Origin of the sequence: Pseudomonas laurylsulfatiphila (assembly GCF_002934665.1) — a bacterium.
Taxonomy (GTDB): domain Bacteria; phylum Pseudomonadota; class Gammaproteobacteria; order Pseudomonadales; family Pseudomonadaceae; genus Aquipseudomonas; species Aquipseudomonas laurylsulfatiphila.
Genome location: NZ_NIRS01000003.1, coordinates 64,081 through 78,772, shown reverse-complemented (window position 1 = coordinate 78,772; position 14,692 = coordinate 64,081). Strand labels below are relative to the sequence as shown.

Below are 14,692 nucleotides of genomic sequence, written 5' to 3'. Positions count from 1 at the left end.
GGCCTGTACCGCGGGGGCAGCCGCTTGTGTGACGCTGTGTTTGGTCGCTGTATCACCATCATTACTGTGAACGTGCCCGAGGAGAAGTCGTGGATTCCCGATTGAATGCTTTTCTTGAACGCGCCGATGCCGTTCTGGCCCGTATCGAGCCGTTGCTGCCGGCACCCCGGCCAGCCATCGACTGGACTCAATGCCTGGCCGCGCGCTGGCAGCGTGAGTCTCGCGGCGGTTATCTGATGCCGCTGCAGGTCAGCCTCGACATGCGCCTGTCGGACCTGATCGGCGTCGACCGGCAAGTTGAGCAGCTGGGGCGCAACACCCAACAGTTCCTCGATGGCATGCCCGCCAACCACGCCTTGCTCTGGGGCTCGCGCGGCACCGGCAAGTCGTCGCTGGTGCGCGCCTTGTTGGCCGAGCACGCTCAAGCCGGTTTGCGTCTGATCGAGATTGAACGCGATCACCTGGCAGACCTGCCGCGCGTGGTCGAACAGATCGGCAAACTGCCCCAGCGTTTCGTGCTGTTTTGCGATGACCTCTCGTTCGAGTCGGGCGAGGGCGATTACCGAGTGCTCAAAAGCGTACTCGATGGCTCTCTGGAACAGGCGCCGGACAACGTCTTGCTGTACGCCACGTCGAACCGTCGCCACCTGGTGCCGGAAAAGGAAAGTGACAACGAGAACTGGAAGCGGGTCGACGGCGAGCTGCATCCGAGCGAGGCGGTGGAAGACAAGATTGCGTTGTCTGACCGCTTCGGCCTGTGGCTGTCGTTCTATCCGTTTACCCAGGAACACTTCCTCAACGTCGTCGAACACTGGATCGGCCAATTGGCCGCCAAGGCCGGACTGGCATGGCAGCGCAGCGAAGAGCTGGACATCCTGGCGGTACGCTGGGCCACCGGCAGAGGCAATCGCAATGGACGTTGCGCTTATCAATTTGCCCGTTACTGGGTCGGGCTGAAACTGTTGGAGCACAAGGCATGATCGATTTACAAAAGAGCGGCCAGGGCCTCGAAGGCTACGGCATGCTGCACGCGCAGCTGGAGTCCTTGCTGGCGGACGAGCGGGATTTCATCGCCAATGCCGCGCAGTTCTCGGCGTTTCTGTTCAATCAGCTCGATGACCTGAACTGGGCGGGCTTCTACCTCAACTGCAATGAGGAGCTGGTGCTGGGCCCGTTTCAGGGGCAGATCGCTTGCGTGCGGATTCCGTTCGGGCGTGGCGTCTGCGGAACGGCAGCCGCTACCTTGCAGACCCAGTTGGTCGAAGATGTGCACGCGTTCCCCGGTCACATTGCCTGTGACAGCGCCTCGAACAGCGAACTGGTGGTGCCGCTGGTCAAGGACGGCCGATTGATCGGCGTGCTCGACCTCGACAGCCCGAAACTGGCACGGTTCACCCCGCAGGACCAGGCCGGTATCGAGCAACTGGCGGCGATTTTCCTGCGCCTGACCGACTGCTGATCAAGACGCCAGGCCCGCCTTGACCAGCAAGCCCGATGCGTCCACCGCATCGATCTGCGCAGGGTCGAGGAAGCGCCTGGCGTACTGCAAATAGATCTGTGCCCTGATGAACAGCCCGAACAGTTCCGGGTCGATGTGGGCATCACGGCACATGAACGCCATGATGCCGAGCGCCTCGCTCAAGGTCTTGGCTTTTTTGTAGGGACGGTCGGCGGCCGTCAGCGCTTCGAAAATATCGGCAATCGCCATCATTCGCGCCGGCAGGCTCATGTCTTCTCGCTTCAAGCGTTTCGGATAACCACTGCCATCCATTTTTTCGTGATGCCCGCCGGCTATTTCCGCGACGCTGCGCAGGTGCCCGGGAAACGGCAGATGGTTGAGCATCAGGATCGTCTGAACGATGTGGTTATTGATGACATAACGCTCCTCGCTCGTCAGGGTGCCCCGGACAATGCTCAGGTTGTACAGCTCGCCCCGATTGTATTTGTGGGGCGGAACGTCGAGTTTGAAACCCAGGGGGTTATCTTGCGGTATCACTTCGTTTTCGCTGCGTTCGAACAGGTGCTCGGGTTTGTCCGCCAGTAAGGGTTCGCTGACGGGCAGGGTGGGGGCGGGTGTTCGGGCCTGACGCCGGTTCTCTTCCCAGGACACGCCCAGCCGGTCATCCAGGGTCCGGGTCCAGGTGCGTTCAGCCACGCTGCGCAGGCGTTGCAGATCAGCGTCGGCCATGGCTTCGCCACCCAGATTGCAACGGGCAATGAAGGCGAAATCATCATCCAGCCCGGCCAGGCTGGCATCACGCAGTTCTGCCAGCGCTTGCTCGTCACCGCCCAGGGCAATGGCCTGCCAGTAGCTGATCCAGGCATCGCGCTTGAGTACCTCGAAGCGGGTGCGGATTTCGTGGATGCGATCGGTCAGGGTTTCCAGCTTCGTGGCTTTGTCGACGACGTATTCAGGCGTGGTGATCTTGCCGCAATCGTGCAGCCAGGCAGCGATGTACAGTGCCTCCCATTCATCTTCGGTCGGCCGATAGGCGCTGAAGGCGGGGTCCTGGCTGGCCGCCGCCGCCCGGGCAAGCATCAGGGTCAGTTCGGGCACGCGCTGGCAATGGCCGCCGGTATAGGGGCTTTTGGCGTCGATGGCACCGGCCAGCAGTTGAATGAAGGCGTCCAGCAGCTGTTTTTGCCGGGCTTGCAGGCGCTGGCTTTCAATACACACGGCCGCCGCGCCGGACACCGCCTGGAGAAATGCAATGCGGTCTGGCCGCAGTTTGTCCAGATCGCTTTGCTCGCCGCTGTCGGCCAATAGCAACACCAGCAGGCCCACGGTTTCGTTGTGACGATTATGCAGGCGGATTCCAATCAGATGGACCCGGGGACTTTCCAGCGCGAGCAGGATTTTCTGCAGATCGCCTGCTTGCTCGAACCCCAGGTTACTGACGACGTTGTCGACGTTTGCCAGCTGCTGCAGCCATGGGGGGCTTTGCGGGTTTTCCAGTGAGTGTCCGCGGATGTCGAAGGATTGCAGGTTTTCGGCGGTGTCATTGATGACCAGACCGTGGGGATCCATGTGCCCGCCATCACCTTCACGCAGATAGATCAGGCCGGCCTGGGCCTGAGCGATTTTCACGGTTTCAAATAACACCCGTTCCAGCAGCGGGGCGAAACGGGTTTCGGCGCTGAGGCTGTCAGTGATCTGGAAGAAGCTCGCCAGCGTGTCTTTCATCCGTGCCATCGACACGCTCAGTTGGTCGACTTCGAGCACCGGCGAGCGACGGGAAAGCGGAAAATTGAAATCGAAACTGCGAATCGCATCGGCCTCCTGCACCAGGGCGCGCAAGGGTTTGACCAGGACTCTGGAGGTCAGCCAACCCAGCGGTACGCATAACAGCAGCGTTGCCAGAGTAATGAGTGCACCTTGCCAGCGCATCCGGTAAGCATCGACGAGCAACTCGTCTTCCGGTACCAGCAGCGCCAGTTGCAGGCCTTGGGGGCCGCCTTCCTGCATGCCGCTGCGGGCCACGATCCACTGCCGGCCATTGGCATCCAGGCGACTGCCTTGAGAGGGGGTGTTGAGCAACGCACCCAGGCTGGGGCTCAGGTCCGCGGCCTTGATCAGGCGCAATGTCTGATCATCGATGATCAGCCTGCGGCTGTCGGGGTAGGCAATGGCATTGCCTTCGGCATCGAACAGCACGATTTCGGTATGAGGGGTCACGACGTGCTTGGCCAAGGTCGCGCTGAGTTCGGCCAGGGTCAGGTCGGCGGCCATGATTGCCTTGTCGCCACTGCGTCGCGCCAGCGTCGTGCCAATGTCATGGGTGGAAAAAAAGATATAGGGCTCGGTCGTGATCTGGTCATTGTCGCTACGGGCACTGGTAAACCAGGCACGGCTGCGAGGGTCGTAGGTGTCGTTCAGGTTGTCCTGGCGGCTGACGAGAGCCAGGTTCCGGTCGAAAAACAAAGACTGGGAACGAGCCTGGCCGCTGCTGTCGTGCTCAATGCTCCAGACCTGGTAAGCCGCCATGTCCGGGGCCTTGACCAGGGCTTTGACCTCTGGGGTATGCAGCGGGCGGACCATGAAAAAGTCGCCGTTGTCGTAGCCCAGGTACAGCGACGCCAGATTGGGGTTGTCCTCGAGTGACTGGCTGAACGGTTCGAGCAGTGCCAGGCGGTGTTCCAGATCAGCGGACTGGCCCGCCGGATTGAGTGCCAGCAGGCTCAACAGGTGGCGAATGGGTTCATAAGTTGCGTGCAGGTCCAGCCGGACATCCTGCTCGATACGGTTGAAGAGTTTTTCACTGCTGGACAGTATGATCTGGGTCGTTTGCCGGTAGTTGAATAGACCCAGCAGCACTCCGGTCAGCAACAACAGAAAGGTGAACATCACACTGATATGGACATGCAGTGGAAACCGGCGTGGATCCGTGCGCAGTGGGTCAGGCATTGCGGGTTTCTCCATGAGGGTCAACACACTGCTGAGGGTCCAAGCATAGTTAAGGCTCTGTCATTTTGCCTTCGTCGTAATGCTTGATCTGACGTAGTAACGCGTCCTCCAGCTCAAGCATGGTGCGCTCCATGGATTGGCAGCATCCGGCCATTTTTTCGCGATCGAAATCCTCATGGCAGGCTGCTTCGAGCGCCTCGCAGCGATCGATCAGGGGGGAGGCTTGCACTATCCGGGCTGCGCCTTTGATTTTGTGGGCAATGTCCTGCAGCGCCTGCGTATCCCCGGAGCTGGATAGCGACATCAGCGTTTGCAGATCCTGGCGGTTGCTGTTGACCAACTCGTTGAGCAATCTGCGGTTCAACATGGGGTTGCCCCCGGTCAGCAGTTTCAACCCGTGCAGGCTGAACGCCGGGGCAACATGGGTGGGTTCAATGTTTTCCATCCACTGGCTCAAGGCTCCGAGGCTAAGGGGTTTGAACAGGCAGTCATCCATTCCGGCCTGTTTGCAGCGTTGTATTTCTTCCGGTTGAGCGTTGGCGGTAAAGCCGAGCACAGTGCAGGGAGGGCGATGGTTTTGGCTTTCATGCTGGCGAATGGCACGGGCCAGCTCGTATCCGTTCATGACCGGCATGTTGCAATCGGCGATCACCAGATCAAACGGTTGGTCTTTCCATGCCTCCAATCCCTCCTGGCCATCGGCCGCGACGGTGAATCGATGGCCTAGAAACTCCAGTTGCTGGCAGGTGAGCAAACGATTGGCCGAGTGATCGTCGACGACCAGAACATTCAATGGGGTTGTGGCGACGACAATTTGCGTTTCGGCCACCTGGGCAGATTGCTGCAGCGGCAACGTTTCCAGGTGCAGCAATATCTCCACTTGAGTGCCGACACCCGGCTCGCTGCGCAATTGCAGACTACCGCCCATCATCTCGCAGAGATTGCGGCTGATGACCAGCCCCAGCCCTGCCCCCCCCCTGGCCGATTGAATGGCGTTGTCGGCCTGGGCGAAGGGTTCGAACAGCCGGTATTGATCCTGTTCGCTGATTCCGATGCCACTGTCGTGAACCTGCACCCGCATTTGCACACGATCTGGCTGCATTGCCGGGTGCAGGTCGACAATGACCCGGACCTGGCCTTGCTCGGTAAACTTGATGGCATTGCTGATCAGGTTGGACAGCACCTGCTTGAAGCGCAAAGGGTCCAGCAACACATCGAAGGCCGGGTTGGCCGAAGAAAACTCCAGCTTCAGTTCGAGTTCCTTCTGTCGGGCAAGGCCATCGAAAATCCGTACGACCGAGGCCACGAGTTCACCCGGATTCACGCGCTCCGGGCTAAGGCTCAAGCGCCCGGATTCGATTCTGGCAATGTCGAGGATGTCGCCAATCAGTTCCAGCAACCCTTTCGCCGAGTTGTACGCGACATCGATGGCCGGACGTTCCGGGTGCCGATGATCAAGACGCTTGAGTGTCAGTTCAAGCATGCCGATGATTGCATTCATCGGCGTGCGGATCTCATGGCTCATCGTGGCCAGAAACGTGCTTTTGGCCCGGTTGGCGTTATCGGCGTGTTCTTTCGCGCAACGCAGATCATCGAGCAGTTGCCGGCGTTCGCTGATGTCGATCCAGCCACCGATAATGCCTTGCACTTTCGCGCTGGAATCGCGGTAGGGAAGAATCCAGTGATAGATCGTCAGCCGCCGGCCACCAATGTGCAGTTCGCGATCGACGATCAACGGTCTGCCTTCGGTCACCACGCGCTGGTAGTCAGCCTGGTACTCCCGGGCTTCGAATACGTTGCTCATCGCCCCCTGCATGACGCTTTTGCCGATGACATCTTCACGCCTGGCGCAGAACGCTTGCAGGTAACTGTCGTTGCAACTTTGCAGCAGCCCCTGGCGATCACGTACGTAGATCGGATGGGGCGTGCCATTGACCAGCGATCGCATGAACTCGAACTGATCGTTCAATGCGCGCTCGGCGGCCTTGCGCTGCTTGATTTGGCGTCGCATGTAGTCGTTCCACGCAATGGAAATCAGCAATAGCGCACCGGCACCGATGGCGATTTGGTAGAACAGTCTTTGATAGTTGCGCCAGGTGCTTTGCGAGGACGCCGAATAGCCGCGCCAGCGACTGTTGATGATGCCCAGTTCCTCCGGCGAGATGCTCAGCAGCGCCTTGTTCAGAATGGCGTTGAGCTCTTTGGCGTCCCGTGCCGTGGCCAGGGAGAACGCTGCCTGCTCGGTGCCGATGGTGGTGCTGATTTGCAAGGTGTGTTCGAACAGCCGCGAGGAAATGAAATAATTGGCAATGACCAGTGAGTTCACCACGCCCTCGGCCTGACCTTCGGCGAGCATCTCTACGGCGCTGAAGGTGTCCGGGGTTTCGATCAGCTTGATCCGGGGAAACTCTCTGCGCAGGTAGTCCTTGAGTGGATTGCCGCGGGCAATGGCCAGGCGCTTGTCCTGCAACTGCACGAGGTTGGTCGGGCTGTCGGCGGCTTTACGGGTCAGCAGGACGTAGGAATTTTCCAGAAAGGGGCGGGTAAAGTTCAGCTGGGACTGACGTTTGGCGCTGGGGAGCAACGCGGCGATCACATCGGCCTGGTTGTTTTTGATCTGTTTGATCATCTCGTCATCGTTTCGACTGCGCTGGATGTCAAAGCGCAAGCCGGTGCGCAGCCTGATCAGCTCAAGCAAATCCGCGCTGACCCCGCGAAAGTTGCCATTGCTATCGAAAAACGTCAGTGGCGCAAAGGCTTCGTTGACGACGACGCGCACTATCGGGTGATGTGCCAGCCAGCGTTCCTCCCGGTCAGTGAGTTGCAGTTTTTGATCGGTCAGCAGAATGTCGCTGCCGGCGCTCCAGCGTTTGGCGATGTTTTCTCGCTCGCTGGAGGGGATGGCCTTGATCATCGCGTTGATGATGCCGAGCAGCTCGGGGTTGTTCCTGTTGACGGCAAAGCTGAAGCCATGGGCTTCATGTTTGCCGAAGTTGGCCATCCGGATGTTGTTCAAGTACCCCTTGTTGATCATGTAGTGAGTTGAAATCGTGTCACCGAGAAACACGTCCGCCTGATCGAAGGCAACGGCATTGATCGCATTCTGGTAGGACGGATAGGACGTGATGATCGCCTTTGGGTACAACGCCTTGACTTCCGCCAGCGGCAAATAGTGATACACCATGCTCAGGCGCAATCCGGCCAGGCCATCGGTGAGGGATCGGGTTTCCCCTTCGCGGGTCACCAATACGGGTTGGTCGACGGCATAGGGTATGGACAGGGCAATATCGGCAATGCCAGCTTCGAATCCATTGGCGGTGCCAAGCAGGTCGACATCGCCGTTCTGCAGCGCGGTGATCGCGGCCCCTCGGGATTCGAAACGCTGAACCTTGACGGGCAACCCGGTGGCTTTTTCCAGAAGACCAGCGTAATCGGCGGTAAAGCCTTCATAGTCCTGGCCACTGGTGGTCAGGTCGAAAGGGGGGTAGTCCGGGGCCGACGTGCCGAGTGTCAGTTGATTTTTGTTGTTTATCCATTGTCGCTGGGATTCATCCAGTCGAATCTCCAGCGCCCCGACCTTCGAGCGACTGAGCAGCGTGTAGAGCTCATTGCCCGGTGCTCCGAACAACGAGGTGCTCACGCATAGACCTGCGGTCACTTGAATCAGATAGACCTTCAAACGGCTGGGCATCCAGGTTCTCACACGAGTGCGTTACGTTTTGCCATCTCGATCAGTTCAACCAGGGATTTGGCTTTGAGTTTCTGCATGAGGCGCTTTTTGTAGGTGCTGACGGTCTTGTTGCTCAGAAACATTCCCTTGGCGATTTCCTTGTTTGTGCGACCTTGGGCAAAAAGTTGCAGGACCATCAGTTCCCGGTCGTTTACGGACTTGAACAGTTCCAATTCGATGCAGCGTGTTTCATCTCCGTGGATGGGGTTCAAGGCTTCACTCGGGAAATAGTTGTAACCTGAAAATACCGCTTTTATAGAACTCACCAGTTCACTGATGTCCTCTTGTTTGCAAACATAACCCGAGGCTCCGGATTGCATGCAACGAATACCGAAGAGTGTTGGACATTGCGCGGTCAGTACTAGTGTTTTAGGGGGATTACTCATTGCGTTGAACCGGGACAGCACTTCCAGGCCGTCCAGCTTTGGAATGCTGATATCGAGAATGACCAGGTCCGGCATGCATTCGCGAACCATTTGCATGGCGTCGACCCCATTGTCAGTTTCGCCGACGACTTTGTAACCTTCGTGTTCCAGTAACATTCGAACGGCAAGGCGGATAACCGGGTGATCGTCGACAATAAAAACGGAGTTCATAATCAAGTCCCATGCGAGCTCAAATAAAGCGCGCACCTTAGCTCAGATACTTGAAGGGACGCATGAACGGACCGGGCTATGGCAGCAATATAGGAGAAATCCTACAAATTAAAAGGAATGGGACTACGTATTAACTAGGTTTCATATTAGGAAGTCCGGGAAAGTCCAGCGCTTTGGTGCACTTTTTCAGGAAGTTGTTTGTAGGTTTTACGCTGTGCATTTGTCGGTTTTTATATGTGCTTTTTGTTTATGTTGGTGCCAGGGTCAACAGGTCTCTAAATTCAGGTTGTTTCAATGGTTTTATCAAGTAACCCAACAATGGCAACCCGTGTTCAGTGGCCGTTTTTACAAGTTCATCCAGTTCAGACGTCGTCAGGCTGCTCAGTATGATCGCCTGCCTGATCAGCCCTCGCTCACTGGCGAACCCGACCAGATCGAGTCCTTTCAGATCGGGCAGGCATTGATCGCATAAAAGGATGTCGAATGGCTGGTCGACCCCGAGCATTTGCTGCATGGCGCTTTTGGCGCTGTCGGCGGTAGTCAGTCGGGTGAAGCCATAACTTTCCAGCAGGCATTGAGTGGCTATCAGTTGGAAGGGGTGGTCCTCCACCACGAGGATGCGTAGATCGTCTTCGGCCATGGTGCACACTTCATCTGTCGAACAGAGGGAGGCAGATTGTTTCGCGAGAGTGCCGGACAGGCGATCAGTTCGCTCGCCATGTGTTGTAGGGCGATTCGACGAGACTTGAGTGCTGTTGGAGGTTGAAGGGGGATCAGCCAAAACGAACGCCGTAATGGCTGATCAAACGAAGCACCTCAGTGGCTGGCACGGCCCGTCATTTCCAGGGCCATGTCACTGGCATAGCTGTCGGTCATGCCGGCGATGAAATCAATCATGCGCAAAAACGACGTGTGCAACGGGCCGTGAGGATCGGGTGCATTGTTACCCAGCAGATCAAGGATGCGGCGGCTTTTGAATGACGGGGTCCGACCGTTGTGCTGCTCCAGTGCTGCGCCGCAAAAGGCGTTGAGGAGGATTTCCAGCGTGGTGTAGGCGCCGATCTCGTGCAGGGTCTTGCGCTTGTCCTGGAAGATTTTCTTGCGGGCCATGTCCTTGGCGTTCAGCACGCAACGCTTGGCGGGTCCGTGCATGTGCTCCACCAGGTCGCCGGGCAATGTGCCGGCCAGCAGCGCGTCCTGTTGCTCGACGAAGGCGCGGGCCGCGGCATTGGTCAAGTGTTCGATGGCCTTGCCGCGCAGGATCGCCAGTTTACGTCGGCGCGAATCGCCTGGACCGAGCTGGCGGTAGGTCTCCGGCAAGTCGTCGCCCACCAGGTCCAGAAGCAGGGACTCGACTTCGGCGTATTCCAGCAACTCCATTTCCAGGCCGTCTTCCAGGTCGATCAGCGCATAGCAGATGTCGTCGGCGGCCTCCATCAGGTACACCAGCGGATGCCGCGCCCAGCGTTGCTCTTCAAGTTGCGGCAGGCCGAGTTTATGGGCGATCTGCTCCAATAGTGGCAGCTCGCTCTGATAACAGCCGAACTTGTGTTTCTTGTAGCCCAGCGAATCGGCGTGCCTGGCCGTCCATGGATACTTCAGGTAGGTACCCAGGGTTGCATAGGTCAGTCGGGTGCCGCCGTCGAACTGGTGATATTCCAGTTGCGTGAGTACCCGAAAGCCCTGGGCGTTGCCTTCGAAATTCAGGAAGTCATTGCGCTCTGCTTCACTCATCGCATCCAGCCAGCCACGGCCGGCGGCTTGCTGGAACCAGTGACGGATCGCATCTTCACCGGAATGGCCGAAAGGCGGGTTGCCGATGTCGTGTGCCAGGCAGGCCGATTGCACCACCATTCCCAGGTCGCTGGGTTCGCACCAGTCGGGCAGGGCGCTGCGGATGGTTTCGCCGACCCGCATGCCCAGCGAGCGCCCCACGCAACTGACTTCCAGCGAGTGGGTCAGACGCGTATGAATGTGATCATTGCTGGACACCGGATGGACCTGGGTCTTGCGCCCGAGGCGGCGGAAAGCCCCCGAGAAAATGATGCGGTCGTGGTCTTTGTGAAAAGGGCTGCGGCCGAGTTCTTCAGGGCTGTGCAGAGGCTTTCCGAGGCGTTCGCGGGTAAGCAGGGTGTGCCAATCCAAGGCGGGACTCTCCGTCAGGTGACTGATGGCCTAGCTTCCCGTTTCGCGTCATCACCTGCAAGCGGAACTACAACCCGGCGGCGTCGATATCGAGGCCACCTTGCAAGAACTTTTTTCGCCGGGGGCAATTGACCGGACAGGCGCACAGGATTGCCCCCTCGAAAGAGGGGGCATCCCGTCGACACTGCAAGAGCGTAGCCAGAAGGAAACTGATCAGTCTTTGCGCGAAGAGCCCTGCATGATCAGTTTGATCAGCGGCCCCAGTGTGGTGCCGAGGCGGATCAGCCGGGTCAGGCTGCTGAGGCCGCCACCGTTCTTGGCGCCCTTGCCGGTCAGAAAGCCCAGCAAGGTGACGGCGGCCACGCCCCAGAGTGGAGCGTGCTTGATGCCGAAACCGTCCTGCAGGTTCTGCGTCATACCGCGCACGCGTTGCAAAGGTTGCAGCAGTTGCGCGGATTCGTGGCGGATTTCCTGGCGGTGCATTTCCATGCGCAGGCGAATCAGCGCCTTGCGCATTTCCGTGCGTGAGCTGTTGTGTGGCAATTCAGGCAGGTTCATGGCAGCAGGCGCTCCCGATCGTTGGCCAGCTCTTCCAGCGTACCGTGGAAGGGCGAGGACTCATCGAAAATCGCTGCCCTCAAACGCATCGCGCAGAATATGGCGGCGAGGGTATAGAACACGCAGAGCCCGATGATGGCGGTCAGGCGATAGGTGTCCCAGAACACGATCAGCACCAGCGTCGACAGCCCTACCAACAGCAGCAACGCAAACACCAGCGCCAGACCGGCAAACAGCAACAGACTGACGGTGCGGGCTTTCTGTTCCTGCAACTCGATGCCGAACAGTTCGACATGGCTGTGCAGCAAACCCAGGAAGGCAGCACCCAGGCGCCGCGATGAGGAGCTTGTTCCCGTCGCAGACGGGCCGGATTCACCGATCGACATATCAGCGCCGGCTGGCCAGCAGGCCGATCAGGAAACCCACGCCGGCCGCGATCCCGACCGATTGCCAAGGGTTGGCCTGGACATAGTCTTCGGTGGCGGTGACAGCCGCCTTGCCGCGTTCGCGCAGGGAGTCTTCGGTGAGCTTCAGGGTTTCACGGGCACGCAAGAGACTGTCGTGAATCTGCTCGCGCAACTCGTCGGCCTGGTCGCCGGCCAGGGTCGCGGTGTGCTCCAGCAACCGTTCGGTGTCACTGACCAGTGTCTGAAAGTCGTTCATCAGGATTTCTTGAGCAGTCTTTGCCTGGATGCGGGCCATGGTGGATCTCCATAAGTGGCTTTCTGATGTGTTCGAGTATGAGCCTTTGGTGAAGGTTCAGTACAAATGACTGGTACAACTTTTGCTGTGTCGTGGTGCGCCGGTCCGCACCATTGCGCTATAGCCGGGCATGATTTCAGTAAAACCGTAGGACCAACAATCAAAAACTCGCGCAAACGTCCGGGTCACGTTTTTCCCGGACGGTGCCTGTGCACCAAGGCGGTTCAACGAGATCAGTCCTCTGATGCTTCGAAGCCGCAACTTGGTGCATGGGCGGTGATCGCGAACTGCTTTGGTGCTTTTTTCTGCCATAAGGTCTGCCCATCCCATGGAAAATCTGCAAAGCGCCGTGGACACCCTGGTCCATAGCTCCAACACGCTGTTCATTCTGATCGGTGCGGTCATGGTCCTGGCCATGCACGCCGGTTTTGCCTTTCTCGAAGTCGGAACCGTGCGACAGAAAAACCAGGTCAACGCCTTGTCGAAAATCCTCAGCGACTTCGCGGTATCGACACTGGCCTACTTCTTTATAGGCTATTGGATTTCTTATGGCGTGACGTTCATGCAACCGGCGGCCGTGCTCAATGCCGATCATGGTTATGGACTGGTGAAGTTTTTCTTCCTGCTGACCTTTGCCGCGGCGATTCCCGCGATCATTTCCGGAGGAATCGCCGAGCGCGCCCGGTTTGTCCCGCAGCTGTGTGCAACCGCGTTGATTGTCGCGTTCATCTATCCGTTCTTCGAAGGCATGGTCTGGAATGGCAACCTGGGTTTGCAAGCCTGGCTGCTGGAGCGCTTTGGCGCCGGTTTCCATGATTTCGCAGGTTCGGTGGTGGTACATGCCATGGGCGGTTGGCTGGCACTGGCGGCGGTGCTGTTGCTCGGGCCGCGTAATGGCCGCTATCGCGAAGGTCGGCTGGTTGCGTTCGCGCCTTCGAGCATCCCGTTTCTGGCATTGGGCTCGTGGATCCTGATTGTTGGCTGGTTCGGCTTCAACGTCATGAGCGCGCAAACCCTGCAAGGTGTCAGTGGACTGGTGGCGGTGAACTCGTTGATGGCCATGGTGGGCGGTACGGTGGCCGCGTTGATCGTCGGGCGCAACGACCCCGGCTTTCTGCACAACGGCCCATTGGCGGGGCTGGTGGCGATCTGCGCCGGTTCCGACCTGATGCATCCGGTGGGGGCGCTGGTGACCGGCGCCGTCGCGGGGGCGTTGTTTGTCTGGTGCTTTACCGCCGCTCAGGTCAAATGGCGCATCGACGATGTACTGGGTGTCTGGCCGCTGCATGGCTTGTGCGGCGTGTGGGGCGGTATTGCCTGCGGCATTTTCGGCCAGAGTGCTTTGGGCGGGCTGGGTGGGGTCAGCCTGATCAGCCAGTTGATCGGCACGGCACTGGGCGTCACCGTTGCACTGGCCGGCGGGTTCGCCGTGTATGGCGTGATCAAGGCGCTGCATGGATTGCGCCTGAGTCAGGAGCAGGAGTATTACGGCGCGGACCTGTCGATCCACAAGATCGGTGCCGTGAGCCAGGACTGACACAGGTCTGATCATCGTCGCTGGCATCGGGGCAGGAGACTCAATGGCTCGACGGTTTTTCGGAGCAAGCCTAGAATGGTCACTTAATTTTCTGGTTGAGCGCTCATGCTTCCCGAATGTCAGCTGTTCGGCACCCTTGGATGCCATCTCTGTGAAGTAGCCGAAGCCATGTTGATGGAGTTTGTCGAGCGCGGTCTTCTGGTGGAGCTGGTGGATATCGCCGACGATGAAACCTGGTTCGCCGCCTACAGCCTGCGTATTCCGGTGTTGCGGCGGGTCGACACTGGCGCTGAACTGGGCTGGCCGTTCAGTGCCGATGAGGTGGTGGCGTTCCTGGGTTGAGCGGTTTTTGCGCTGGCGGTATTTCCCGTCTGTCGAACTTTGCGATTGATCCCCTTGGCTTATCTGGCATTGATCGGATACTGTATGTGCATACAGTTATTCGTGATACCTGTGTTGCCGCTGCTGATTTTCGGCAGCGAGCAGACAAGCCCGGGCGTGAGAGGGATGAATCGTGGTCAATGTCGAACAGTTGAAGAACAGCGTGAACCGGATGTCCGCAGACATCGTGCGTGAAGCCGTTCTTGAGTTGCGTCTGGATGGTCTGGTGACCGAGGGCAAGACGCCCTTCAACAAAACGCATTTCAATACCTGTTTCGCAGAAATCGAAGCCTTGTTTCAACGCGCGGGATATCACCGGCAACTCGATGTCGTGGGTTATCAGGGGTTGTTGTACGCCCTCTATGACCCCGCTCGCTGGGAGGCGGTCGATGTATTGCGCTGGCTCAAGGAATACACCGAAGCGGCGGCGCGCACGCAGATTCCGGCTTGAGGAATCTTAGGGGGCGTTCTCAATTAGTTTTCACGCCGCGCCGGGCCTGCTGTTGTGCAGGGCAAGGCGCGAGAAGCGTGGTTTGGTCATTCCAAATAAGCTTCGAGCAACGCAGCCCTGCACAACAGCAGGCCCGGCCCTTCGGGTTGTGCCTTAAAACGGGCCAGGCTGCGTTGCAGGCCTTGGA

General features: G+C 58.6%; 13 protein-coding genes. 5 read left to right on the top strand and 8 right to left on the bottom strand.

The window, feature by feature from the left end; genetic code table 11:
• Window positions 1-89: 89 nt before the first annotated feature.
• Complete coding sequence (locus CD175_RS10755) at window positions 90-980, top strand: ATP-binding protein (protein ID WP_104448910.1); 891 nt, start codon at window positions 90-92, stop codon at window positions 978-980.
• Entirely contained in the window at window positions 977-1,459 is a 483-nt protein-coding gene (locus tag CD175_RS10750) for a free L-methionine (R)-S-oxide reductase MsrC (protein ID WP_104448909.1), read from the top strand. Before CD175_RS10755 ends, CD175_RS10750 begins: the two co-directional genes overlap by 4 nt.
• On the opposite strand, the gene CD175_RS10745 is transcribed toward CD175_RS10750, so the two are convergent.
• From CD175_RS10745 to CD175_RS10710, 8 genes are all read right to left on the bottom strand, one after another.
• The gene (locus tag CD175_RS10745; RefSeq protein ID WP_104448908.1) at window positions 1,460-4,405 is read right to left on the bottom strand and encodes an HD domain-containing phosphohydrolase; all 2,946 of its coding nucleotides are present in this window, start codon (window positions 4,403-4,405) and stop codon (window positions 1,460-1,462) included.
• Between the two features lie 49 nt (window positions 4,406-4,454).
• Window positions 4,455-8,096, bottom strand: a complete 3,642-nt coding sequence (locus CD175_RS10740) for a transporter substrate-binding domain-containing protein (RefSeq protein WP_104448907.1) — start codon at window positions 8,094-8,096, stop codon at window positions 4,455-4,457.
• Window positions 8,097-8,104: 8 nt separating this feature from the next.
• Window positions 8,105-8,731, bottom strand: a complete 627-nt coding sequence (locus tag CD175_RS10735; RefSeq protein WP_007973494.1) for a response regulator transcription factor — start codon at window positions 8,729-8,731, stop codon at window positions 8,105-8,107.
• Between the two features lie 247 nt (window positions 8,732-8,978).
• Complete coding sequence (locus tag CD175_RS10730) at window positions 8,979-9,371, bottom strand: response regulator (protein WP_104448906.1); 393 nt, start codon at window positions 9,369-9,371, stop codon at window positions 8,979-8,981.
• A gap of 176 nt (window positions 9,372-9,547) precedes the next feature.
• On the bottom strand, window positions 9,548-10,876 hold the full coding sequence (locus tag CD175_RS10725; protein WP_104448905.1) for a deoxyguanosinetriphosphate triphosphohydrolase: 1,329 nt from the start codon (window positions 10,874-10,876) through the stop codon (window positions 9,548-9,550).
• Between the two features lie 213 nt (window positions 10,877-11,089).
• Window positions 11,090-11,434 carry a hypothetical protein gene (locus tag CD175_RS10720; protein WP_104448904.1) on the bottom strand — a complete coding sequence of 115 codons (345 nt, stop codon included), beginning with the start codon at window positions 11,432-11,434 and terminating at the stop codon, window positions 11,090-11,092.
• Window positions 11,431-11,820, bottom strand: a complete 390-nt coding sequence (locus tag CD175_RS10715) for a phage holin family protein (protein WP_015094055.1) — start codon at window positions 11,818-11,820, stop codon at window positions 11,431-11,433. Before CD175_RS10715 ends, CD175_RS10720 begins: the two co-directional genes overlap by 4 nt.
• 1 nt (window position 11,821) lies before the next feature.
• Window positions 11,822-12,136: an ElaB/YgaM/YqjD family protein gene (locus CD175_RS10710; protein WP_007973485.1), complete on the bottom strand. Its 315-nt coding sequence runs from the start codon at window positions 12,134-12,136 to the stop codon at window positions 11,822-11,824.
• Between the two features lie 328 nt (window positions 12,137-12,464).
• Here CD175_RS10710 and CD175_RS10705 point away from each other — a divergent pair, with 328 nt between their 5' ends.
• The 3 genes from CD175_RS10705 to CD175_RS10695 all read left to right on the top strand — a co-directional run bounded on the left by CD175_RS10705 (window position 12,465) and on the right by CD175_RS10695 (window position 14,505).
• Window positions 12,465-13,673 carry an ammonium transporter gene (locus CD175_RS10705; protein ID WP_007973484.1) on the top strand — a complete coding sequence of 403 codons (1,209 nt, stop codon included), beginning with the start codon at window positions 12,465-12,467 and terminating at the stop codon, window positions 13,671-13,673.
• A 105-nt stretch (window positions 13,674-13,778) separates the two neighbouring features.
• Complete coding sequence (locus tag CD175_RS10700; protein WP_104448903.1) at window positions 13,779-14,015, top strand: glutaredoxin family protein; 237 nt, start codon at window positions 13,779-13,781, stop codon at window positions 14,013-14,015.
• A 172-nt stretch (window positions 14,016-14,187) separates the two neighbouring features.
• Window positions 14,188-14,505, top strand: coding sequence for a transcriptional regulator (locus CD175_RS10695; protein WP_104448902.1), 318 nt, complete (start codon window positions 14,188-14,190; stop codon window positions 14,503-14,505).
• Window positions 14,506-14,692: the final 187 nt, after the last annotated feature.

What these genes read in the sequence shown, in the direction of transcription:
- CD175_RS10720 (WP_104448904.1), bottom strand. Translation starts at nt 11,434, where the DNA reads ATGAACCTGCCTGAATTGCCACACAACAGCTCACGCACGGAAATGCGC.
- CD175_RS10730 (WP_104448906.1), bottom strand. Translation starts at nt 9,371, where the DNA reads ATGGCCGAAGACGATCTACGCATCCTCGTGGTGGAGGACCACCCCTTC.
- CD175_RS10705 (WP_007973484.1), top strand. Translation starts at nt 12,465, where the DNA reads ATGGAAAATCTGCAAAGCGCCGTGGACACCCTGGTCCATAGCTCCAAC.
- CD175_RS10715 (WP_015094055.1), bottom strand. Translation starts at nt 11,820, where the DNA reads ATGTCGATCGGTGAATCCGGCCCGTCTGCGACGGGAACAAGCTCCTCA.
- CD175_RS10750 (WP_104448909.1), top strand. Translation starts at nt 977, where the DNA reads ATGATCGATTTACAAAAGAGCGGCCAGGGCCTCGAAGGCTACGGCATG.
- CD175_RS10740 (WP_104448907.1), bottom strand. Translation starts at nt 8,096, where the DNA reads ATGCCCAGCCGTTTGAAGGTCTATCTGATTCAAGTGACCGCAGGTCTA.
- CD175_RS10700 (WP_104448903.1), top strand. Translation starts at nt 13,779, where the DNA reads ATGCTTCCCGAATGTCAGCTGTTCGGCACCCTTGGATGCCATCTCTGT.
- CD175_RS10745 (WP_104448908.1), bottom strand. Translation starts at nt 4,405, where the DNA reads ATGCCTGACCCACTGCGCACGGATCCACGCCGGTTTCCACTGCATGTC.
- CD175_RS10735 (WP_007973494.1), bottom strand. Translation starts at nt 8,731, where the DNA reads ATGAACTCCGTTTTTATTGTCGACGATCACCCGGTTATCCGCCTTGCC.
- CD175_RS10710 (WP_007973485.1), bottom strand. Translation starts at nt 12,136, where the DNA reads ATGGCCCGCATCCAGGCAAAGACTGCTCAAGAAATCCTGATGAACGAC.